At 70.4% G+C, this 20,849-nt stretch carries 21 protein-coding genes; 10 read left to right on the forward strand and 11 right to left on the reverse strand.

The window, feature by feature from the left end:
- Positions 1-130 precede the first annotated feature (130 nt).
- The gene (gene thpR, locus ABH926_RS09850; RefSeq protein WP_370365092.1) at positions 131-787 is read left to right on the forward strand and encodes an RNA 2',3'-cyclic phosphodiesterase; all 657 of its coding nucleotides are present in this window, start codon (positions 131-133) and stop codon (positions 785-787) included.
- A 156-nt stretch (positions 788-943) separates the two neighbouring features.
- Here the strand turns inward: thpR and serC are convergent, their stop codons facing one another.
- The 4 genes from serC to ABH926_RS09870 form a co-directional block, all read right to left on the reverse strand.
- A complete protein-coding gene (gene serC, locus ABH926_RS09855) occupies positions 944-2,065 on the reverse strand; it encodes a phosphoserine transaminase (protein ID WP_370365093.1) in 1,122 nt (373 codons plus the stop codon).
- A gap of 141 nt (positions 2,066-2,206) precedes the next feature.
- Positions 2,207-3,055 (reverse strand): hypothetical protein, encoded by an 849-nt coding sequence (locus ABH926_RS09860; RefSeq protein WP_370365094.1) that lies wholly within the window; start codon positions 3,053-3,055, stop codon positions 2,207-2,209.
- The gene (locus ABH926_RS09865; protein ID WP_370365095.1) at positions 3,052-3,609 is read right to left on the reverse strand and encodes a SigE family RNA polymerase sigma factor; all 558 of its coding nucleotides are present in this window, start codon (positions 3,607-3,609) and stop codon (positions 3,052-3,054) included. Before ABH926_RS09865 ends, ABH926_RS09860 begins: the two co-directional genes overlap by 4 nt.
- Positions 3,610-3,758: 149 nt before the next feature.
- Positions 3,759-4,895, reverse strand: coding sequence for a citrate synthase 2 (locus ABH926_RS09870; protein WP_370365096.1), 1,137 nt, complete (start codon positions 4,893-4,895; stop codon positions 3,759-3,761).
- A gap of 211 nt (positions 4,896-5,106) precedes the next feature.
- Between ABH926_RS09870 and pdxH the strand changes: the two genes are divergently transcribed.
- Positions 5,107-5,763, forward strand: coding sequence for a pyridoxamine 5'-phosphate oxidase (gene pdxH, locus ABH926_RS09875; RefSeq protein ID WP_370365097.1), 657 nt, complete (start codon positions 5,107-5,109; stop codon positions 5,761-5,763).
- Between the two features lie 91 nt (positions 5,764-5,854).
- On the opposite strand, the gene ABH926_RS09880 is transcribed toward pdxH, so the two are convergent.
- Both ABH926_RS09880 and ABH926_RS09885 read right to left on the reverse strand, forming a co-directional pair.
- Positions 5,855-6,589 carry a hypothetical protein gene (locus tag ABH926_RS09880; RefSeq protein WP_370365098.1) on the reverse strand — a complete coding sequence of 245 codons (735 nt, stop codon included), beginning with the start codon at positions 6,587-6,589 and terminating at the stop codon, positions 5,855-5,857.
- Positions 6,590-6,602: 13 nt separating this feature from the next.
- Positions 6,603-7,271 (reverse strand): UdgX family uracil-DNA binding protein, encoded by a 669-nt coding sequence (locus ABH926_RS09885; protein ID WP_370365099.1) that lies wholly within the window; start codon positions 7,269-7,271, stop codon positions 6,603-6,605.
- A 62-nt stretch (positions 7,272-7,333) separates the two neighbouring features.
- On the opposite strand from ABH926_RS09885, the gene ABH926_RS09890 reads away from it, so the two are divergent.
- Positions 7,334-8,623, forward strand: coding sequence for a M48 family metallopeptidase (locus tag ABH926_RS09890; protein WP_370365100.1), 1,290 nt, complete (start codon positions 7,334-7,336; stop codon positions 8,621-8,623).
- Positions 8,624-8,647: 24 nt separating this feature from the next.
- Here the strand turns inward: ABH926_RS09890 and ABH926_RS09895 are convergent, their stop codons facing one another.
- Entirely contained in the window at positions 8,648-9,937 is a 1,290-nt protein-coding gene (locus tag ABH926_RS09895; protein WP_370365101.1) for an MFS transporter, read from the reverse strand.
- A 72-nt stretch (positions 9,938-10,009) separates the two neighbouring features.
- On the opposite strand from ABH926_RS09895, the gene ABH926_RS09900 reads away from it, so the two are divergent.
- The 3 genes from ABH926_RS09900 (at position 10,010) to ABH926_RS09910 (ending at position 13,148) form a co-directional block, all read left to right on the forward strand.
- On the forward strand, positions 10,010-10,999 hold the full coding sequence (locus tag ABH926_RS09900) for a DUF5937 family protein (protein WP_370365102.1): 990 nt from the start codon (positions 10,010-10,012) through the stop codon (positions 10,997-10,999).
- A gap of 114 nt (positions 11,000-11,113) precedes the next feature.
- Positions 11,114-11,872 (forward strand): metal-dependent transcriptional regulator, encoded by a 759-nt coding sequence (locus ABH926_RS09905; RefSeq protein WP_370365103.1) that lies wholly within the window; start codon positions 11,114-11,116, stop codon positions 11,870-11,872.
- 175 nt (positions 11,873-12,047) lie between these two features.
- Positions 12,048-13,148: an LPXTG cell wall anchor domain-containing protein gene (locus ABH926_RS09910; RefSeq protein WP_370365104.1), complete on the forward strand. Its 1,101-nt coding sequence runs from the start codon at positions 12,048-12,050 to the stop codon at positions 13,146-13,148.
- Positions 13,149-13,243: 95 nt separating this feature from the next.
- Here the strand turns inward: ABH926_RS09910 and ABH926_RS09915 are convergent, their stop codons facing one another.
- A complete protein-coding gene (locus ABH926_RS09915; protein ID WP_370365105.1) occupies positions 13,244-13,915 on the reverse strand; it encodes a bifunctional DNA primase/polymerase in 672 nt (223 codons plus the stop codon).
- A 174-nt stretch (positions 13,916-14,089) separates the two neighbouring features.
- Here ABH926_RS09915 and ABH926_RS09920 point away from each other — a divergent pair, with 174 nt between their 5' ends.
- Together ABH926_RS09920 and ABH926_RS09925 are read left to right on the forward strand one after the other, a co-directional pair.
- Complete coding sequence (locus tag ABH926_RS09920) at positions 14,090-15,499, forward strand: transcriptional regulator (RefSeq protein WP_370365106.1); 1,410 nt, start codon at positions 14,090-14,092, stop codon at positions 15,497-15,499.
- Between the two features lie 212 nt (positions 15,500-15,711).
- The gene (locus tag ABH926_RS09925; RefSeq protein WP_370365107.1) at positions 15,712-16,911 is read left to right on the forward strand and encodes a hypothetical protein; all 1,200 of its coding nucleotides are present in this window, start codon (positions 15,712-15,714) and stop codon (positions 16,909-16,911) included.
- Positions 16,912-16,972: 61 nt separating this feature from the next.
- Here ABH926_RS09925 and ABH926_RS09930 read toward each other — a convergent pair whose 3' ends face one another.
- Positions 16,973-17,824 carry a hypothetical protein gene (locus ABH926_RS09930; RefSeq protein ID WP_370365108.1) on the reverse strand — a complete coding sequence of 284 codons (852 nt, stop codon included), beginning with the start codon at positions 17,822-17,824 and terminating at the stop codon, positions 16,973-16,975.
- Between the two features lie 148 nt (positions 17,825-17,972).
- Here ABH926_RS09930 and ABH926_RS09935 point away from each other — a divergent pair, with 148 nt between their 5' ends.
- Positions 17,973-18,581: a recombinase family protein gene (locus tag ABH926_RS09935; RefSeq protein WP_370365109.1), complete on the forward strand. Its 609-nt coding sequence runs from the start codon at positions 17,973-17,975 to the stop codon at positions 18,579-18,581.
- Between the two features lie 101 nt (positions 18,582-18,682).
- Here the strand turns inward: ABH926_RS09935 and ABH926_RS09940 are convergent, their stop codons facing one another.
- Both ABH926_RS09940 and ABH926_RS09945 read right to left on the reverse strand, forming a co-directional pair.
- Positions 18,683-19,081, reverse strand: coding sequence for a hypothetical protein (locus ABH926_RS09940; protein WP_370365110.1), 399 nt, complete (start codon positions 19,079-19,081; stop codon positions 18,683-18,685).
- A gap of 179 nt (positions 19,082-19,260) precedes the next feature.
- Complete coding sequence (locus ABH926_RS09945; protein WP_370365111.1) at positions 19,261-19,752, reverse strand: helix-turn-helix domain-containing protein; 492 nt, start codon at positions 19,750-19,752, stop codon at positions 19,261-19,263.
- Between the two features lie 80 nt (positions 19,753-19,832).
- On the opposite strand from ABH926_RS09945, the gene ABH926_RS09950 reads away from it, so the two are divergent.
- Complete coding sequence (locus tag ABH926_RS09950; protein WP_370365112.1) at positions 19,833-20,849, forward strand: tetratricopeptide repeat protein; 1,017 nt, start codon at positions 19,833-19,835, stop codon at positions 20,847-20,849.

The following is a 20,849-nucleotide window of genomic DNA, read 5'->3' on the forward strand; positions in this document are numbered from 1 at the left end:
ATGTGTCGCGTATCGACAACTCGCCGGTCACACGCCGTATTGTGGGTGCTCTCACAAGGTGTGAAGCACGCTGAGCAGTGCGGGCGTCCGTGTGCGGTGCAGGCGTGCTGGGGGAACCTCAAGGAGACGCATGCGCTTGTTCGTGGCGATCACGCCACCCCGTGCGGTCCTGCTGGAGGTGCGGGCTGCGGTCGACGCGCTGAAGCGGGGCAACACCCCCGGAGTCAACGCCCTGCTGCGCTGGACCCGGCCGGAGACCTGGCACATCACGGTCGCCTTCTACGGCGAGGTGTCCGAGGAGAAGGCCGCCGACCTGGCCGACCGGCTGGGACGGGTCGCGGCGCGCACCACGCCGATGGAGCTGTCGCTGGCCGGCGCCGGGCGGTTCGGGCCGCGGGCGCTGTGGTTCGGCGTGCAGGGCCAGTGCGACCGGCTGGGGCGGCTGGCCGAGGCCGCCGGGGCCGCGGCGCGCCGGTGCCACATCCGGGTGGAGGACCGTCCCTACCGGCCGCACCTGACGCTGGCCCGGGTCAACGGCGTGCCGCGCGGTGTCACGCACGACGACCAGACCGGGCCGCTGGACCTGGCGCCGATCGTGGACCGCTTACGGACCTTCCGCTCGCCGGGCTGGCTGGCCGGCGAGGTCGAGCTGTTCACGGTCGCCGAGGCCGGCGGGGAGAGCGCGGCCCACGCGGCCCCGGCCGGGAACGGGGCCAACGGCGCCAACGGGGCCGGCCCCTACAAACGCTACGAACGCGTCGCGCACTGGCCGCTGACCGGACGCTGAACGATCCGCATTACCCTGGAGCGGTGAACACACGTACCCGCTCCAGGGTCGTCAGCTTCGTCCTGGTGGCGATCCTCGCCGTCGTGGTGATCGCCGCCGCCCTGCGCTGACGGCGCCGATCAGAGCAACCGAGCCGGCCGAGCCGGCCGAGCCCGCTCAGCCCAGGCGTTCCACGACGTAGTCGATGCTGGCCGTCAGCTTGTCGATGTCGTCGGGCTCGACCGCCGGGAACATCGCGATCCGCAGCTGGTTCCGGCCGAGCTTGCGGTAGGCGTCGGTGTCGACGATCCCGTTCTCCCGCAGCGCCGCCGAGACCTTGTCCGCGCTGATTCCCTCGGCCAGGTCGACGGTGCCGACCACCTGCGAGCGCTGCGCCGGGTCGGCCACGAACGGCGTGGTGTACTCCGTGCGCTCGGCCCAGGCGTACAGCCGCGAGGAGCTGTCGGCGGTCCGCGCGGTGGCCCAGGCCAGCCCGCCGTTGCCGTTCAGCCAGTCCAGCTGCTCGGCCATCAGGAACAGCGTCGCCACCGACGGGGTGTTGTAGGTCTGGTTCTTCGAGGAGTTGTCGATCGCCGTCGGCAGGCTGAAGAACGGCGGGATGTAGCGGTCGGTCCCGGCGATCTCCGCGGCGCGTTCCAGGGCGGCCGGCGAGAAGACGCCGATCCACAGGCCGCCGTCGGAGGCGAAGCACTTCTGCGGGGCGAAGTAGTAGACGTCGGTCTCGGTGATGTCCACCGGCAGCCCGCCGGCCCCGGACGTGGCGTCCACCAGCACCAGCGCGCCGTCGTCGGCCCCGGCCGGCCGGGCGATGGGCATGGCCACGCCGGTCGAGGTCTCGTTGTGGGTCAGCGCGTAGACGTCGACGCCGGCCTCGGCCACGGCCACCGGGTGGGTCCCGGGCTCGGACTTCACGATCGAGGGCTCGTCCAGCCACGGCGCGGCCTTCACCGACCCGGCGAACTTCGAGGAGAACTCACCGAAGCTCAGGTGCTGCGACTTGGCCCGCACCAGGCCGAACGCGGCGATGTCCCAGAACGCGGTGGAGCCGCCGTTGCCGAGCACCACCTGGTAGCCCTCCGGCAGTCCGAACAGCTCGCCGACGCCCTCGCGCACCCGGCCGACCAGGTTCTTCACCGGAGCCTGGCGGTGCGAGGTGCCGAGGATCTCGGCGCCCTCGGTGGCGAGCTTGGCGACGGCCTCGGGCCGCACCTTCGACGGGCCGCAGCCGAACCGGCCGTCGGCGGGGAGCAGGTTCTCAGGGATGGTGATGTCAGCCACGCGGTTCTCCGAGCGTTGTCGATACAGGATCTGGGGAGAAGTCGGGTGGCCCAGGGCGTCGTTGGCCAAGGCCTGTTCGTATCGTAACGGGGATGTGTCCGGGATCCGGGCTTCATTCCGTGAAACGAGACGCGGCGCGGCTCAGGAAGGGTGCGTGAGCAGGTCCAGTGTGCGGACGTCGTAGCTGATCAGCCGGGCCAGGGCGGGGCTCGCGATCAGCTTGTCGAAGTCGAACGGGAGCGGATCCTCACTGTTCCGATCCTCCAGGCCGGCACGGACCACGACGGCGTGGGCGGCGTCGTAGTGGATCACGACGAAGGAGTCGCGCAGCGGCCCGGTCAGCTTGGTCGCGGGACGGCCGTCGGCCAGTCTCAGGTTCGGCGGGCACGAGGTGCTGGTGCAGTTCTCTCCGAGCGAGGGCGTCTTGTTGTAGACCTCGATGGAGACGTGGTAGCCGCCGCGGTAGGACTGGCCGAGGTAGTCGCCGGGCTGGAGGACCGCACCCGAACCGCCGATCTGCGGGGTCATCTCGGCGGTGGGCTCGGAGCTCGGGCCCGAGGAGGGGTAGGACTCGGCGAGCGGGCCGAGATCGGGGTCCCCGGTCAGCTGCTGGAGCGTGGTGAGGTCCTGTTCGCACACCGCGGTCAGCCCCTGCTGGCCGGTGCTGTACTGGTCGGCTGTGGCGCCTCCGATGAGCTGGTAGGTGCCGGTGCACCTCGCGGCGGTCCTCGGCGACACGGCGCTGCCCCCGGGCTCGACGGCCGTGTTCTGGCTCCGGTGCCCGCTCCCGGCCCCCGACGCCGTCCCCGCCACCACGACGCCGGCCAGCGCCAGCGCACCGCCGACGGTCCCCAGGACGCGGGCCCGCCGCCGGTGCCGCCGGTAGCCCTCGACCGCGCCCGGCACCAGGTTCAGCACCGGCACACCGTCGTCGAAGGCGGTGGCCAGCAGGCCGTGGACCCCGCCGTCGGAGCGTTCGTCTGTCGTCATGTCAGAGCATTCCCTTCCGCGCCGGTACGCGATCCGTAGGCTGAGAACTCGTCGCCGAGCAGTACCCGGAGCCTGGCCAGGGCCCGCGAGGACTGGCTCTTGACGTTGCCGGTCGAGCAGCCGAGCGCGGCGGCCGTGGCATCGACGCTGAGGTCCTCCCAGTACCGCAGCACCACCACCGCCCGGGCCCGCGCCGGGAGCTCGTCGAGGGCGGCCAGCAGGGCCAGCCGGGTCTCCGGCCGGTCGGGGTCGTGGTGGACGCCGGAGGCCAGGCGGTCGGCGCCGGACAGCGCCGCCGTGTGCACCTCGCGTTCGCGCCGCAGCTTGCGCCGGCTGTGCAGGAACGCGTTGATGAGGGTCTTCTGCGCGTAAGCGTCGACGGAGTCCGCACGCCTGGCGCGGTTCCACGCCTTGCACAGGTTGAGCAGCGCGGTCTGCGTCAGGTCCTGCGCGCCGTGCCAGTCGCCGCACAGGAGGTAGGCGGTGCGCAGCAGATGGTTCTGCCGTGCCACCGCGTACTCGGTGAACTCCTCGATCCGAGCCTGGTCTCCCATGCGTTCCCCTCCCACGACCGTCGGCCGGGACACATGAGTCCCGCCGCCCCGGATCGGTTGCAGGACTTCCCCCGGACAGCCGAAAAGGGCTCCCCCGAACGGGGGAACCCTTTCATCAGCGCGTCATCGCGCCACCGCGTCCGGGACGCTCAGCCCTTGTACGTGTGGAAGCCGCTCGGCGGCACCATCGTCTCGAAGCCCTCGACGGTCTCCGGCTTGCGCGGGCCGGGGCCGACGTAGCGGGAGGACGGCCGGATCAGGCGGCCGGTCTTCTTCTGCTCCAGGATGTGCGCGCTCCACCCGGCGGTGCGGGCGCAGGTGAACAGCGAGGTGAACATGTTCGCCGGGACCTGCGCGAAGTCCAGGACCACGGCGGCCCAGAACTCGACGTTGGTCTCCAGCACCCGGTCCGGGCGGCGCTCGTGCAGCTCGGCCAGCGCGGCCTCCTCCAGGGCCAGGGCTACCTCGTAGCGGGGCGCGTCCAGCTCCTTGGCGGTGCGGCGCAGGACGCGGGCCCGCGGGTCCTGGGCGCGGTACACGCGGTGGCCGAAGCCCATCAGGCGCTCGCCCTTGTCCAGGACGCTCTTGACGTACTTGCGCGCGTCGCCGATCTCCTCGACGGCCTCGACCATGTGCAGCACGCGGGCCGGGGCGCCGCCGTGCAGCGGGCCGGACATCGCGCCGACCGCGCCGGACAGCGCGGCCGCGGCGTCGGCGCCGGTGGAGGCGATGACGCGGGCGGTGAAGGTCGAGGCGTTCATGCCGTGCTCGGCCGCCGAGGTCCAGTACGCGTCGATGGCCTGGACGTGCTTGGGGTCCGGCTCACCGCGCCAGCGGATCATGAAGCGCTCGACGATGGTCTCGGCCTTGTCGACCTCGCTCTGCGGCACCATGGCCTGGCCCGGGTGCTCGATCGAGCGCGCGGACTGGGCGACGAAGGACAGCGCCATGACGGCGGCCCGCGCGAGGTCCTCGCGGGCTTTCTCGTCCGACGTGTCCAGCAGCGGCTGCAGACCCCAGACCGGGGCCAGCATGGCGAGCGCGGACTGCACGTCGACGCGCACATCGCCGGAATGCACCGGCACCGGGTACGGCTCCGCCGGAGGCAGACCCGGGTTGAACTTGCCGTCCACCAGAAGGCCCCACACGTTGCCGAACGTCACGCGCCCGACGAGGTCTTCGATGTCGACTCCGCGGTACCGGAGAGCGCCGCCTTCCTTGTCGGGTTCGGCGATTTCGGACTCGAAGGCGATGACGCCCTCAAGGCCCGGTACGAAGTCGGACATGTGTACTCCCTCTGTTTCCTTGTGTGCCGCTCAACGTGCTGTGGCTCGATGCGGCCAGCTGGCTTGCCACGGTGTCGCCTTACCCGGCGCCAACGTGACGACACGGTGGTGTCGTGATTAGTGCGTCTCTCCTATAGTGACTCGCCACACAGGGTGCTCTGCACCGGGGGCAGTGCTGTGTCTGGAATGTCACACGCGTTACCGTGGGCCCGTGGACTCTGAAGCGCTCGCCGCGCTCCGCCGGGAATACGGCATCGGAACGCTGCGTGAACAGGACGCGGCTGCTGCACCCCACCTCCAATTCGCCGGGTGGCTGGAAGACGCCGTCCGGGCTTCGCTGCCCGAACCGAATGCCATGGTGGTCTCTACCACTGACCGCGACGGCCAGCCCTCCAGCAGGTCAGTGCTGTTGAAGGGGTTCGGCGAAACCGGATTCATCTTCTACACCAACCTCGGCTCCCGCAAGGCCGGGGAGCTCGCGGCGAACCCTCGTTGCTCGCTGTTGTTCCCCTGGTACACGCTGCATCGGCAGGTGATCGTGATCGGGACGGCGGAGAAGCTGGACCGCGAGTCCGACGCGGAGTACTTCGCCACCCGCCCGCACGGCTCGCAGATCGGCGCCTGGGCCAGTGAGCAGTCCGCGGTGATCCCGGGCCGCGAATGGCTCGACAAGCGGGCCGCCGAGCTGGCCGAACAGTGGCCGGAGGGCAGCGAGGTGCCGCTGCCGGACTTCTGGGGCGGCTTCCTGGTGCGCCCGCAGACGGTCGAGTTCTGGCAGGGCCGGCCCGACCGGCTCCACGACCGGCTGCGGTACAAGCGCGCCGCGAACGCCGCCGAGGGCTGGAGCATCGAGCGGCTGAGCCCCTGACGGCCGGGCCCCGACAGCCCCGACAGTCCCGCCGTGGAGGCTCAGCGACGGGGCCCGAGCCGTTGAGGTCCGCGGGCCCCGGCGGCGCGCCTCAGTCCGTGTCGGCCGGCTTCACCTTCGCCGGATCGACCGCGATCCACACCGCCTCGGCGCTCGCCACCGGTTGCCCCGAAGGGCCGTAGAGCGCCGAGACGGTGAACGTCTTGCGCCCCTCCGTCCGCAGGTGTCTCCCCAGCACCACACAGGGCTGTCCGGGGACGAGCGGGGTGTCGTCGATCATCTCCACGCTCATCCGCCCGAGCACCATGGGACGCCCCTGCAGGTCGCCGGCCGACCAGCCGCCCGGGCAGTCCAGCGCGGCCCAGACGAACTCCGGCCCCACCGTGTCCTCGGCGGGCGTCCACGGAGCCGCGACCACGTCCTTGCGCCCCGGCACCGGCCCCGGGAAGACGTGCAGCCCGGTCTCGTGGTCCGGCCCGCACACGAAGCAGGTCAGGAACGGATGCCCGCTCAGCCCGGCATAGCCCTTGGCCGCGGTGACCGCCTCCTCGAGGGAGACCGGCTCGATCAGCTCCCCGGCCGCCTCGACCAGCTCGGCGGCCGCGACCACGGTCGAGCCGTCGACCAGCTGCAAGCTCTCGCTCTCCGCCGGCTGGCGCACCGTGAGGGGCTTGTCCAGCGGCGGCGGTTTGCGCAGCGTCACCTCGACCTTCGCTCCGGGCGTGGGGCCGAACTCCTCCAGCACCAGCTGGGCGAGCATCCCGGAGACATAGCCGCCGTTGCCGGAGTGCGGGGGACCGTTGAACCGTTGCGGGATGGTCAGCATGGGATACACACTCTCAAGCCAGCAGCCGCGCGACCAACAGCAGGTCCGACACCATCTCCTTATAAGCGGTCTCCTGATTGTCCGCACGCAGCACCGCCGACGGATGCGAGGTCGCGACGAAGGACACCGCGCGCCGCCGCGAGGGGTCAGCACCGAATCCGGAGTCGCCGGACGGCGGCCACATCAGGACCTTGCCGCGCTCGCGCGTCACCCGGAACTGCGGGCCGATCAGGGCGCGCCCCGCGGTGGCGCCCAGCGCCACGATCACCTCGGGGTCCACGATCGCCAGCTCCGCGCGCAGCCACGGCTTGCACGCCTCGATGTGCGGTGTCTCCGGCGTCTTGTGGATGCGGCGGCCTCCCGCGCGGTCCTGCAGGAAGCGGAAGTGCTTCACGCTGTTGGTGACATAGGCCTGCTTCGGGTCGATGCCCGCCTCGGCGATCGCGCGGTCGAACAGCTGCCCGGCGGGTCCGACGAACGGCAGGCCCGCGCGGTCCTCCATGTCCCCGGGTTGTTCGCCCACGAACACGACCCGCGCGGCGGGGTTCCCCTTGGAGAAGACCGTCTGCGTCGGTCCGCTCAACGAGCCGGGCTGGGCCCGGTGAAGTTCGCATCCCTGGCAGGCCAGGGCGGCCGTGCGCAGCGCGTCGATCGAGACCCCGCGCGGAATCGGCAGCGACATCGTTATCGTTCCTTGATTTCCGATGGGTGTTGCCCGGCTTAACAGGCGTCCATTATTGCGCCGTGGCACTGACAGAAACGCCGCGAACTGTTCAGTTCACCTGTCCGCAGTGCGGGTGGGCGGGGGAGTTCGACGCCAGATTCGCGCCCTGGTGCATCCCGAACGACCACGACCTCGTCGCGAAGGATGAACAGCAGAAGGTGGCGGGTCAGAAGAAGCGGGTCCGACGCAAGCGTGAGAAGGCGAGGCAACGGGGGGAGGCGCTTGAGGAGCGTCTGGTCCAGACCGGCGAGCTGCGTCCCGGAAGCCTGGCGCGGTCGGCGGCGGTGGTGTTCGGTCTCACGGTCCACGCGATCACCCTCCTGGTGTTCTTCGGAGCGGTGGCCGCGCTGTTCAGCGGCAACTGGCTGCTGTATCTCCTGGCCTTCCTCGGGTTCGGCGTGGTCTGGGCGCTGCGGCCCCGGCTCGCGAAACGTCCCGGCACCGAGTGGCTGCGGCGCGAGAAAGTGCCGCAGCTGTTCGCGATCCTGGACCGGATCAGTGCGGCGACCGGCGCTCCGACGCCCAAGTACGTCAAGCTCGACGCCCGCTTCAACGCCGGTACCGGCCGGCGGGGCATCCGCCACGAGCCGGTGCTGATCCTCGGCGCCCCGCTGTGGCAGATCCTCGACGGCGACGAGCGGCTGGCCCTGCTCGGCCACGAACTCGGCCACCAGGTCAACGGCGACACCACGCAGGGCGTCCTGGTCGCCACCGCGCACAACAGCCTCTATCAGTGGCGGGCACTGCTCTATCCGAGGCGCGGCGGCCGGGCGATACCCGGTGCGGAAGGACTCGCGCAGGTCCTGATGCCCGTGGTCCTGCTCCCCTTCTACCTGGCGGTGACCGGACTCCAGATGTTCTACGGCTGGCTCCAGGTCCATGTCGCGCTGCGGGCCGAGTTCCTCGCCGACGACATCGCCGCGCAGACGGCGTCCAGCACGGCCGCGCTCAGCTTGATGCGCAAGCTGAGCGCGCGCCTCTCGGTGGAGACGTACGTGACCCGCGTCAGGTTCGGACGCCGGACCGCGCGCAACAACCCGACCCCCGAGGACGCGATGGAGATGTGGATCGGGCTGCAGGACTACATCAAGACAGTCCCGGAGCACGAGTACATTCGCGCGGCGCGGCTGTCGGAGTACCGCGGCACGCAGATCGACGCCTCGCACCCCGCGGACTACCTCCGCATCCGGCTGCTCAAGGGGCGGCCGCCCCGCCGCGCGGCGGTGACGGTCTCCGAGGACGAGTGGCTCGGTGTGGACCTCGAACTCGCCTCCCACGTCGCGGAAGTCGGCCGGTCGATGCTCCGCTGAGAAGGGGGTCCGGGCGGACCCCCTTCAGTCCTGCCACTCCCGCAGCGGCCGGATCGCCAGCACCGAGGCGACGATCCGCAGCCCGCCCCCGACCAGCCACGGCGCCGCCAGCCCGAACCACGCCGCGATCAGCCCGCCGGCCAGCGCGCCCAGCGGCTGCATCCCCCACATCACCATGATCCCGGCGCTCGACACCCGGCCCAGCAGCTGCGGCGGCACCAGCCGCTGCCGCTGCGTCACCACCGCCACGTTCCACAGCGAAGCGCTCATGCTCCCGACCCCGAGCAGCACGCCGACGACGAACAGGTTCGGTCCGAACAAGCCGATCCCTATGCCCGCCAACGGGGTCACCGAGGAGCACAGGCGCGCCACCACGCGTCCGCCGAGCCGGGCCACCGCGGCCCGGCTGACCAGCCCGCCGACGATGCCGCCGATCGCGGCGATGCTCAGCAGCACGCCGTAACGGTGGGTCCCCACGTAGAGCACCAGCGTCGCGGCCCCCATCGTCGAGCCGAAGTTCGCCGCCGCCGACAGCATCGTCGTGGTGCGCAGCAGCCGGTGATGCGCCAGCCAGGTCAGGCCCTCCTTCACGTCGGCGCGCAGGGCCCGCCGCTGTCGCCCCGGCGCGGCGGCCGGCGCCCCGGTCCGCGGCAGGCGCGCGATCAGCAGCATCGACACCGCGAACGTCACGGCGTCGGCCCAGAACGGCAGCGTCGGGGTCAGCGCGAACAGCGCCGCGCCGAGCGCCGGCCCCACGAAGTCCTTGGCCACCGACTGCGCGGTGTACAGCTGCCCGTTCGCCGAGATCAGCCGGTCGCGCGGGACCACAGACGTCATCAGGGGCTGCGAAGCGCTCTTGGCCAGCGCGGCGGCCATGCCCAGACCGAAGGCGAGCACGTAGAGCGCCGCGAGCCCCCAGCCGGCGCCGCGGTCCATGGCCAGCAGCCCGACGGCCAGCACGCACAGCAGCTGCCAGCCCTGCGCCCGGACGGACAACCGCCGGCTCTCCGAGCGGTCGGCGATCGCCCCGGCCTGCAACGAGAACACGAGCCAGGGCAGTGTCCCGGCCACGGTGAGCCCGGATATCAACCGGGGATCCCTGGTGTACCCGGCGGCGAGCAGCGGCAGCGCGGCGACGAACGCGCCGTCGCCGAGCACGGAGACGGCACTGGCGGTGAACAGCACGTGCCAGTCGCGGCCGAGTCCGCCGGGGCGCGGATCCCGGCGGCGGACCGGCGCGGGGGAGTCCGCGGAGTCGGAGCGGGGGGAGTCGGAATGCAGAGAGACGATGGTCATGGCCGCGGATTCAGTCATGGGCACAGGTTCGAAGATCGGCCCGCCCCGGAGCTACGATTTACCGCTCGCTAAATCCCGGGGGGTGCGCCGATGCCGAGACCGATCCGCATACCGATCGCCGGCACCGAGATGGCCCGCGTCCGCTTCGCCATCTCGCCGGTCTACGAGGCCGTCCAGGCCGTGTACGTCCTGCACGCTCCGGGCCGGCACGCCGTCCACCTGCCGTGGGTGCGCTGGGCGCGGCCGTTGCTGGCCCAGGTCCCCGGGACGGAGATGCTGTCCGGGTTCGCCGAGCGGACCGTCCGGCCCGGCGTCCTGGTCCCGCCGCCGGACGTCCACATGCCCGGCCTGGACGAAGAGCTGGAGACCATCCGCGGCGCCGATCCCGAGCGGGTCCGGCGCTTCTTCGACAACAACGGCGCGCCGAGCGACCGCTTCCAGCAGGAGTTCTACGACGACCCGCCGGCCGGTCTGGCCCGGCTCGCCGACGTCCTTCGGCAGGTGTTCGACGTGCTCGTCGCCCCGCACTGGCCGCGGATGCTCGGGGTGCTGGAGGCCGACATCGCCTACCGGGCCCGGGTGCTGGCCGACGGCGGCGTGGCCGCGGTCTTCGACGACCTGCACCAGGATGTCCGCTGGTCGGACGGGGAACTGCGGATGCACGGCCCGGGAATCAGCGAGGCCGTGTGGCCGTTGGCAGCTAAGGAAGTCGTCCTCGAAGGACGCTCGCTGGTGCTCTCGCCGAGCGTGCTCGGCTGGCCCGACGTCTGTGTGAACACCAAGCCGGTCACCTCCGGCCTGCTGCACTATCCGGCGCGGGCCGTGGCGACGGTCTGGGAGACCAGGCGCCCCGCGCCGGACGCGCTGGCCGCGCTCCTCGGCCGGACCCGGGCCGAGCTGCTGGTCCAGCTCGCCGAGCCGGGCACCACCGGGGAGCTGGCCGGGCGGCTGGGCGTGACCGCCGGAGCGGTCTCGCAGCACCTCGGGGTGCTGCGCGGAGCCGGTCTGGTGGCCACTCGGCGGGACGGCCGGGCGGTGCTGCATCTGCGGACCGAGCGGGCGGAGGCGCTGCTGGGGTGAGGTACCGGCCCCGGGTGTCTTGAAAGCGGGCGAGGTGCCGATGCTTGTCGGCGGAATACGCAACAATGGAGCACCGCTGCGCGTACCGGCTGGGAAGACCGGCGGCTAGGCACCATGTACGGCGGCCGTGCGGCCCGCGGGAAGGGACTGGAGAACGTGAGCAGCGACCTCATCGACACCACCGAGATGTACCTGCGGACCATCTACGAGCTCGTGGAGGAGGGCATCGTCCCGCTGCGCGCCCGGATCGCCGAGCGGCTGGGGCAGAGCGGCCCGACCGTCAGCCAGACCGTGGCCCGCATGGAGCGCGACGGGCTCCTGACCGTCGAGGGCGACCGGCACCTGGAGCTCACCGGCGCCGGCCGCGAGCAGGCCACCCGCGTGATGCGCAAGCACCGGCTGGCCGAGCGGCTGCTGACCGACGTGATCGGGCTGGCGTGGGAGGACGTCCACGTCGAGGCCTGCCGCTGGGAGCACGTGATGAGCGAGGCGGTGGAGCGGCGCCTGCTGGAGCTGCTGGACCACCCGACCGAGTCGCCCTACGGCAACCCCATCCCGGGCCTGGCCGAGCTCGACGACACCGTCGGCGAGGGCGAGGCGTTCCTGGACGCCGACGTGGCCAACCTGCGCGACGTCGTGGAGCGCGGCGCGCGCTCGGCCGCGGCGCAGAACCTGGTGGTGCGCCGGCTCGGCGAGCCGCTGCAGAACGACCCGGAGCTGATGCTGCGCCTGCGCCGGGCCGGCGTGCAGCCGGGCCAGACGGTCCGCGCGACGGTCTCGCCCGGCGGTGTGCTGCTGGGTTCGGTCGGCGAGACCGCCGAACTGGACCTGGATCTGGCCGGCCACGTGTTCGTCACGGTGCGCGCCGCCTGAGGCCTTCTCGGCCCTAATGGGGAAATTCGGGGTCGGATACCCTGTGTGGGTGAATCCACGCTTTGTGATAGTCAGACCGCCCAGGGTGAGCAAGAATGGCGAGGCTGTCCACACGTCTTGGGGGTTCGCCACGATGTCTTCGATATCCGCTCCGGATGCCGACTTAGGCGGCTCGATGCCTTCCTCCCTCCGGCGTCGGCGCCGCGCCTCCCTGTTCCTCGCCTCCGCGGCGGCTCTGGCCGTGACCGCGTTCGGCGCGCTGCCCGCCGCTGCTGCCTCCGGCACCGGCCAGAACGCCACGACCGGGACCGCCAAGGCGGTGGCCGGCCAGGTCGACCTGGACGTGCAACTGCTCCAGGGCCTGCTCGGCGGACTGCACCTCACCGGGCCCGACGGCCTGGACGTCCCGCTGGCCAACCTGTCGCTGGGCGAGGCCGACGCGCCGAACGCCAGCGGCGACTCGGCGAACTTCACCAACTCCGTGATCCGGCTGCGCGACGACCTGATCGCCACCCTGCACCTCCCGGGCCCGGAGGCGGACCTGATCAAGGCCGACGCGGTGTCCGGGACCGCGCGGGTCATCAACGGCCCCGGCGGCTACGCGCAGGCCTACGCGACGGTCGCGAACCTCAGGCTGTTCCTGCCGCTGCTGACCCTGCCGGGCGCCAGCGCCGACAACGGGATCCTGAAGGTGGACCTGGTGTCCGCGCAGGCGACGTGCGTGCCGGGCCAGAAGCCGGTGGCGTCGGCGAAGATGCCGACCACGATCAACCTGCTGGGGCGGGACATCCCGGTTCCGCTGACCGGCGACGTGGCGCTGAACCTGCCCGGGGTGGCGGACATCGACGTGCACCTCGCGCCGACCAGCACGGTGAACGACGCGGGCGCGTCCTCCGCCGTCGAGGCGCGGGTCACCGTGAACGCGCTGGGGCTGGCCAAGGTGAGCGGCGCGATCGTGCTCGCGTCGGCGTCGTGCACGACGCCGAGCGCGGCGGCGGCCGGCGGCGGGACGCCGACCGGGCAGGCGTCGTCGTCGAGTTCGGCCCCGGGCGCCGGGACGACCACGACCGCCGCGGCACCGACCTCGAAGGCCGGCAGCACCGTCACGGCCTCCCCGGCGGCGCTGGACGCGAAGGCGACCGGATCGCTGGCGCACACCGGGGCGAGCGGGTCGCTGATGCCGATCGCGATCATCGCGGTGGTGCTCGTGGTGGGTGGCGCCGGGCTGGTGCTGTTCCTTCGGAAGAAGGCCGCGGGGTTGCCGCCGAACGAGTAGGCGCTCGAGCGGACATGGAGAACGGCGGTCACCGATCGGTGACCGCCGTTTCGTCGCCGTTACTGGTGATCCGTCTTCGTTCCCGCCTCTGGTGCTCAGTACCGCTCGCGTCCGCACGCGTAGGCCAGCGTCGGGATCAGCTCCGCGGCCTCCGGCAGCCACCGGGTCGACTCCCCCGGCGGGCGGGCCCACTGCACCTGGCCGCCGATGCCCATGCGCGAGGGCGGCGCCACCACGAAGTCCTTCTCGCCGTGGCAGATCAGGTCCAGCTGGGCCCGGCCCCAGCCGGCGCGCATGAGCATCTCAGGGATCTTCTTCTTGGTGCCGGGTAGGACGAAGAAGTACAGGCGCCTGGTCGGGGTGGCCGCGACCGGCCCCAGGTTCGCGCCGCTGCGCTCCAGGCGCGCCAGGGCCAGGCAGCCGGCCTGCTCCGGGACGTCGATGACGTCGAAGGTGCGGCCGGTGGGGAGCAGGATCGCCGCGTCGGGGTGTTCCCCCCACCAGCTGTGTACTCGCGAGGGCTGAGCGGTGATCTGCTTGTTCCAGTCGCGGTGCGCCGGGTGCGAGCCGAAGGCCGGGCACGCGGCGTTGCCGCAGGAGCAGTGCCAGGCGCCGTCCACGCGCATGACCGACGCGCCCGGGAGGATGTCCCAGTGCCGTTCCTCGATGTAGTCCAGTGCGGCGGCCTTCAGCCCGAGCGGGTCCGCGCCCGCCGGGGCGGGGCCGGGCTCGGCGAGGTCGCCCTCGGGGAGTGACAGCACAGTCATGTGCCCATAACGCGAGTGACAGGAGTCTGGTTACGGGGCGCATGTCACCTGATTGCCCGAATGTGCAAGAGGTCTGGTATTTCGTCGCCTGGCGCTGTAATTGGTCATCAAAGACCTGTATTGGTCTTCAAAGATCTGTATTAGTCCGATTGCCGGGCGGGTATCACCGGGGGTATGGAGGGGCACCGAGGGCCGCGCGAGCCGAATCGCAGACTCGCCGAGCTGATCGCCGAGGCCGGCTGCTCGAACGCCGGGCTGGCCCGGAGGGTCAATCTGGCGGGCGCCGAGCTGGGGCTGGACCTGCGTTATGACAAGACTTCGGTGGCGCGCTGGCTGCGCGGACAGCAGCCGCGGGCCACCACGCCGGCGCTGATCGCCGAGGCGCTGGGCCGCAAGCTCGGCCGGCCGGTCACCGTCGAGGAGATCGGCATGGTGGACGAGCGGGACGGGAGTTCCTCGCTCGCCCTGGGACTGGCCGCCGACACTCAGGAGGCGATCTCGGTCGCGGCCGGGTTGTGGCGGGCCGACGCCGCCGGACGCGAGCAGTTGCGGGCCGCCTCGTTCGCGGTCACGGCGATGGTCGGGCCGAGCCGGGACTGGCTGATCATGCCGGAGGATCCGGTGGTGGCGCGGGGGATGGCCGCCGCCAAGAACGGGCACGCCCCGCTGCGCGTCGGCATGTCCGACGTGGCCGCCGTGCGGGCCGCCACCGATGCCTTCCGGACGCTGGACCACCGCTTCGGCGGCGGACACGTCCGGGTGCTGGCCGTGCGCTACCTGGACGGCGTGGTCGCCGAACTGCTGCGCGGGACCTACCCCGAGCGGGTCGGGCGCCAGCTGTTCGGCGCCGCCGCCGCGCTCACCGAACTGGCCGGCTACCTCGCCTGCGACACCGGCCGCCTGGGTCTGGCGCAGCGGTACTACATCCAGGCTTTGAGGCTGTCCCAGGCCTCGGGCGACCGGGCCCATGGCGGGCACATCCTGTCGGCGATGAGTCACCTGGCCAACTCCCTCGGGGCGCCGCGCGAGACCGTGCAGTTGGCGCGGTCGGCCGACGAGGGGGCCCGGGGCATGGCGTCCTCGCACGTGCGCGCCGAGTTCTTCTGCGCCGAGGCCCGCGGGCACGCCGCGATGCGCGACCGGCGCGCGGCCGAGCAGGCGCTGGGCCGGGCCACCGACGAACTGGAGCGCAGCGGGGGTGACGCCCCGGTCTGGTCCTCGTATTTCGACCACCACTACATAGCCGATGCGGCCGCCGCCTGCCACCGCGATCTGGACCAGCCGCGCCAGGCCGCCGAACAGGCCGCGACGGCGCTGGCCGGTTTCGGCACGGACAAGACCCGGCGCCGGGTGCTGAACCTGTTCACCCTTGCCTCGGCCCGGGTGCAGGGCGGGGAGGTGGAGGCCGGCTGCGCGGCGGCGACGGAGGCCGTCAAGCTGTCCGCCCGGGCGCGCTCGGCCCGTGCGGTGGAGGCGCTGCACGACTTCGACCGGCGCCTGGACCCCTACGCGACGGTCGCCGCGACCCGCGAGTTCCGAGGCCTGATCGCGGCGCGCCGCCCCGGCGAGCCCATCAACGCCTGAGCGCCGGAGTCCTCGGGTCCGGCGGTGTGGTCAATCATCGAAAGTCCGATCGGGTAGGCTCGGTCCCGCCTATGGACGAGACGCTGCAAGATAGCGAGCCGACAGCCGAGGGTGGCCGAGCGCCGTCGGACGGTGCCGCGACCGCCGAGGCGGGAACGCCGCATACCGCGCAATTCGCCCCCGTGGAGATGCCTGGCCAGGCCGTCTCCCCCGTGCCTCCCGAGGACGACGGTTTCCCGGGCGGCCCCATCCCCGAATCCTCCGGCTTCTCCTGGCGCCTGCCGGGCCAGCCGGCCCCCGTGCAGCACGCACAGGGCGGGATCCCGAACGAGTTCGACCACCTCTTCCGCGACGCGCCGGCCGACGACCGCCGCTCGCTGATGCCCAACCAGGGCACGATAGGGGTCTCCGTTCCGGGAGCCGCGGGCTATTCGGGACCGTCGTATCCGCAGAATCCTGCGACCGGTGCCCAGGGACCGGGGCCGGGTTTCGGACCGGCTCCAAGGCCGGGACCGGGACCGGGGCCCGAGCCCACGCAGGCGCTGCCCCCGGCCGGCGCCACCAACCCACAGCAGCCGGTCTACCAGCCTCCGACGCAGGACCAGGTCGGTTACGGGCAGCAGATGCCCAGCCGCGCCTACGACTCCGGCGGCTACGCGGCGCAGGCGCAGGGCGCATTCACCCCCGAGCACCAGCACACGCAGGCCATCCCGCGGGTGCAGCCGCAGATGTACGGCGGCGGCCGCGACTCCGGCGAACCGGACCTGCTGCTGGCCACCGGCCCGAACCGGCGCCAGTCCTACCGCACACTGCTGGTCGCGGTGGGCGTGTTCGTGGTGCTGATCGTGGTGGCCGCGGTCGCCTTCTCCGGAGGCGGCAAGTCCAAGTCGAACACCGCGGGCAAGTCCACGAACCCCGACACCCCGACGCCGAGCACCAGCGTGTCGGCGCCGCCCGGGGTGGACCCGGCGGCCAAGGGCCAGGCCGACGCGATCTTCGCGATCATCGCCCAGAGCCACGACCTGAGGTCCAAGGCCAACGGGGCCCTCTCGGCCGTGCAGGCGTGCCAGAACGTCGCGGCCAACAAGCAGACCTTCACCGACGTCGCGACCACGCGCCAGGCCCAGGCCGACGCCATGAAGCCGCTGGCCGTGGACAAGCTGCCGGGCGGCGCGAAGCTGCAGCAGGACCTGATCAGTTCCTGGCAGTACTCGGCCGAGTCCGAGCGCGACTACGCGAACTGGGCCAACGACAACCTGGCCTGCAAGGGCAAGTCCGGCGCGAACGACAACCTCAACCGCGGTAACAGCGCCGGCGACAAGGCGGGCTCGGCGAAGGCCGAGGCGGTCAAGGACTGGAACGCCTTCGCCGACAAGCTCGGCGAGCAGACGATCAAGATCAGCGACCTGTGACAGGGAACTGATGAACGCGACGGCCACCGGTTCCCCGGTGGCCGTCTTCGTCTCCTGACGGCTACCGCAACTCGTCGGCGTACTTGTCGGTCCCCGGCAACGTCGGTATGAAGGGCGCCGCGAACTCCAGCCGGCCGAGCCCGGACGCCTCGACCGCGGCACCGTCCCCGGCGAACCGCTCCCAGTCCTCACCGGGATCGGCCTCGGTGAAGTAGAGCACGGTGATGCGCTTGCCGACGCCCTCGACCGGCTTGACGTAGGTCGGCGTCCGCCCCGGCAGCGGCATCGGCTCGAAGACGGCGGCCATTGCCACCGGCGACCCCTCCAGCTTGCCGTGCAGGTGCTTCTCCTTGAGCCAGGACGCCAAAGCGGCCGGATCCTGATCGGGCGCGGTGTCGATGACCTCGACGACGAGGCCCGCGTAGGGGTAGTTCAGGGCGTGGATGTCGCGCGGCCCCGCGTCCCCGTCCCGGTAGACCACCCCGAGGTATCTCTGGAACGACGTGAACACGTGGGTCCGCTCCTGGAAGACCCGGCCGTCCGGCAGCAGCCGCCGGTTGATCGCCACGGTCCAGTCCAGGTGGTCCTGATACCGGTCCTCGTTGATCCAGTACACGGTGATGTAGGCGCCGGCAGTCACCGGCGTGGCGACCGCCGACTCGGCCGGATAGCGCAGCAACTGCAGCGGACGCGTGGCGACCCACCGGCGTCCGGCGAACATCCAGGGCATCGACATCGCGCCGGAGATGTAGTGGTCGTCCTCGTACCAGCGGTTGTAGGCGTGCTCCTGTCCCGGATGCGGCTCCACCATGGTGATCAGGGCGGACCCGATGCCGGGTCCGTAGGCCCCTTCTGACGCCAGCTTCGTGTAGAGGCTGGGCTCTCGCTTTGGCTGGTCTTCCTTCGCCGACATGGCGCCTCCGAGTCCGGGGGTTGCGTGATCTGACGATACGTCAGATATCCAGTGGTTCGCTAGATCCCTCGTATAACCCCTGGTAAAAGGCCACTTTTGGTATCATTAATCAGGGCACTGAGTCGTGCGACCGGGGAGGTTGAAGGCAATGTCTGTAGCGTCCGAGATCGAACTTGCCGAGTGGGATGGCGTCCTGATACCTGAGCGGGTCCGCAATCGAGGGTCTGTGACGCTGTCGCTCAACGCCGCTCTGCGTGCCCACAAGCCGCTACGGCCGGGTGTCTATCTGCGGATCTCACATGACCGCTTCGGGAACGAGAAGGGCGTCACACGCCAGCTCGAAGACGCCAACTGGAAGCGGACCGACCTTGGGTGGGGTCCGTTCGCCAAGGTCTACAAAGAGAACGACACGGGTGCATATAAGAAGCGGAAGGTCGCGCGACCTGACGGAAGCGTTGAGTGGGAGGTCATCCGGCCGGAGTTTCGGCAAATGCTCAAAGACCTGCTAGACGGCGTCATCGACGGCATCATCTTCTACGACCAAGACCGCCTCGTACGGCAGCCGCGCGACCTCGAAGACTTGATCGACGTCATCGAGTTCAAGGGGCGGCCTACGGCCGCGCGCACAACACCCAGACCGCCCCGGCGAGCAAGCGCCGAACTCCCAGGCGCCAAACGTGATCATGGGGCCGGGGAAGAGGACGCGGCCTTTGCTCGCCACCGGCCCAGCGCCGGGACATCAGCCGCCCATTCATGAAGAGCGCCGCGCCGAGTCCGCAATGGCGCTGGATGCTCGGCGCGGCTTCACCTGTGGCGACTGCGCGGGGTCTAGTCCTTAGCAGGCCGCATCGACGTCTGTCACCAGTCGTCAATGCTGTGGTCGCTCCACTTGAATTCCACGATCGCAGGCTTGTCGCTGTTGTAGCGGACCGTGTGGGTCTCGCGGTTGCTGCTGGTGAGCTTCAGATGGTAGATGTCGCCGGTCTGGTCCTTGAACGCGGTGTAAAAGCTGCCAGTGAAGGCTCCGTGCGGTCCCTCTCCGTCGACCTCGACTTGGTAGTCGTACGTCGGGCCCGTCGCTCCCCTCAGCCGGATGCTGTAGATCTTAGAGCTGTCGTTTCCAACGACACAGGTGCTGAGGTCCGTGTTGCCATTGAGCTCCACATCATCGCCTTTTTGGAGGCCGGATGAAGAGGTGGCCAGCTTCGGGTTGTCCTTTCCTTCGCCGCAGTCGCCTTTGAATTGGGCAATACCCATTTCTCCAACTCCTTCTTGTGCGAACATCCCCTTCGCGACCATAGTTCGACGCATCGCGGATCACTCCTTGGGTAGGCCGTTCGCAGGAACTCCGCCTTGTGACGCCGCCGACGCAGGCAGCGGAACCGGCCGCCCTCGGCGAGGCGGCAGCCGGAACCGCACCCCACCACCCACCCGCCCTACGCCCGGCCCGCGCTTCGCATCCCCTCAGCACTGCGACGCGCGTTTGCTACAGCGTCCCGAATTTGCCGACCATTCGACGTAGACAGCGGGCTATTTGGCTCTGCCACCTCTCGCAGCCCAAGCGAACACCCCAGCGCCTGAGCCCACACAACCAACGCAATAGGTCGGGGAGGTACAAGCGCATATTCCCACCGGCCAACAGAGTCCCGGTGCACGCCAACTCGCTTACTTACCTCAAGTATGGATAGCCCCAGATCGTCACGACGGCGCCTCAACGGACACGCCAATCGCCGCCGCTCAAAAGGCACCCAAGACTCCCCGGCACGCGGCCGCACGAGACTCTGCAACTCACCCCGACGATCCTCGATCACCAGCCGCCGCTCAACCTTGCCCGCCCACAGGATGAGGTTCTCAAACGTTGGAACGTGCGTTTCGGTCTCCCACTCCGAAATTGCCGCCTTACCCCGCACCGGCAGACCGAGCGCCACGTGTTCCTGGCTACGACCCCCGCGCGCAGTGCGCAAGCCATCGATGAGCCGTGAATACGTCCTTAGGCATCCCCGGCGGCATGCTCGGACTTGCGGCTAGGCCTTGGGAGACGCCAGCTGCCGATCAGAAAGACGGGCCGGAGAGCGAGCTTCAGCCGTGGCAGCTCGCAGACGTACTCACGCGGTCATCGGTCAGCACGACCGCGCTCGATCAGATGGAGCGCGCAGCGATGAAGCTCGCAGCTCTGTACCCATCGACACCGCCAGAGCGGCTCATGCCGCAGGTCATGGGGCTGTCCAGCAGGGTTCACGAGGTTCTGTCCTTGCCGGCCTCGTTGAGGATCAAGCGCCGTGGCGTGCAAGTGGCGGGAATCCTCGCCGGCCTCGCTGGCCACCTCTATCTTGACCTTGGCGACCGCGATCGGTCTGCGAGCTTCTACGAGGTGGGGCGTGTAGCTGGTGAAGAAGCCGAAGACGATGGGCTCGTTGCGTGGGTTCTCACGATGCAGAGCATCGGCCAGTTCTTCGAGGGTGACTCTGGTACAGCGGTCAAATACCTTGAGGAAGCGGCCCGGCTAACCCGAGGCGGCGCTAATCGTCGTCGCCACGCTTGGGTATCTGCTCAACTAGCGCGGGCATACGCTACGCACGGCGATTCGGACGTCGCTCTGCGAACGCTTGAAGAGGCCTCGGCGAGCTTCGAAGGTGCCGATGAGGCAGGGGGTATCGACTTCTTCGATGAGGCGCGTTTGAGCGGAATCGCGGGCACATGCAATCTGCTCATCGGGCAGCCTTCCGCCGCGAGCCGGAACCTGGCTGAGGCGCTGGACCACCGGGCGCCAGAGGATCACAAAGGCCGGGCCTTGCTGACCCTGGATCTTGCTTCCTGTCTCATTAGGGCGGGCGAGATTGAGGAAGCGTGCAACGTAGGCGGCACTGCTCTCAACGTGTCCTCTGACTCGGTAGTTCAGCCGATCGCCATTCGGGCTCGTGCGTTGCAGCAGGAACTTCAGCCGTGGAGCGAACTAGTATCGGTCCAAGTGTTTGGAGAGCGCCTGCGGGCACTGCTCTCGTCACCTGCGGCGTTGGAGGGCTGA

The organism is Catenulispora sp. GP43 (genome assembly GCF_041260665.1).
Classification (GTDB): Bacteria; Actinomycetota; Actinomycetes; order Streptomycetales; family Catenulisporaceae; genus Catenulispora.

Bases quoted from the DNA above. Each gene is read 5' to 3' on its own strand.
- ABH926_RS09905 (WP_370365103.1), top strand. From the start codon at position 11,114: ATGTACGGCGGCCGTGCGGCCCGCGGGAAGGGACTGGAGAACGTGAGC.
- ABH926_RS09920 (WP_370365106.1), top strand. From the start codon at position 14,090: ATGGAGGGGCACCGAGGGCCGCGCGAGCCGAATCGCAGACTCGCCGAG.
- ABH926_RS09870 (WP_370365096.1), bottom strand. From the start codon at position 4,895: ATGTCCGACTTCGTACCGGGCCTTGAGGGCGTCATCGCCTTCGAGTCC.
- ABH926_RS09865 (WP_370365095.1), bottom strand. From the start codon at position 3,609: ATGGGAGACCAGGCTCGGATCGAGGAGTTCACCGAGTACGCGGTGGCA.
- ABH926_RS09895 (WP_370365101.1), bottom strand. From the start codon at position 9,937: ATGACTGAATCCGCGGCCATGACCATCGTCTCTCTGCATTCCGACTCC.
- ABH926_RS09880 (WP_370365098.1), bottom strand. From the start codon at position 6,589: ATGCTGACCATCCCGCAACGGTTCAACGGTCCCCCGCACTCCGGCAAC.
- ABH926_RS09940 (WP_370365110.1), bottom strand. From the start codon at position 19,081: ATGGGTATTGCCCAATTCAAAGGCGACTGCGGCGAAGGAAAGGACAAC.
- ABH926_RS09910 (WP_370365104.1), top strand. From the start codon at position 12,048: ATGCCTTCCTCCCTCCGGCGTCGGCGCCGCGCCTCCCTGTTCCTCGCC.
- ABH926_RS09860 (WP_370365094.1), bottom strand. From the start codon at position 3,055: ATGACGACAGACGAACGCTCCGACGGCGGGGTCCACGGCCTGCTGGCC.
- ABH926_RS09950 (WP_370365112.1), top strand. From the start codon at position 19,833: ATGCTCGGACTTGCGGCTAGGCCTTGGGAGACGCCAGCTGCCGATCAG.
- ABH926_RS09915 (WP_370365105.1), bottom strand. From the start codon at position 13,915: ATGACTGTGCTGTCACTCCCCGAGGGCGACCTCGCCGAGCCCGGCCCC.
- ABH926_RS09885 (WP_370365099.1), bottom strand. From the start codon at position 7,271: ATGTCGCTGCCGATTCCGCGCGGGGTCTCGATCGACGCGCTGCGCACG.
- thpR (WP_370365092.1), top strand. From the start codon at position 131: ATGCGCTTGTTCGTGGCGATCACGCCACCCCGTGCGGTCCTGCTGGAG.
- ABH926_RS09935 (WP_370365109.1), top strand. From the start codon at position 17,973: ATGTCTGTAGCGTCCGAGATCGAACTTGCCGAGTGGGATGGCGTCCTG.
- ABH926_RS09930 (WP_370365108.1), bottom strand. From the start codon at position 17,824: ATGTCGGCGAAGGAAGACCAGCCAAAGCGAGAGCCCAGCCTCTACACG.
- ABH926_RS09900 (WP_370365102.1), top strand. From the start codon at position 10,010: ATGCCGAGACCGATCCGCATACCGATCGCCGGCACCGAGATGGCCCGC.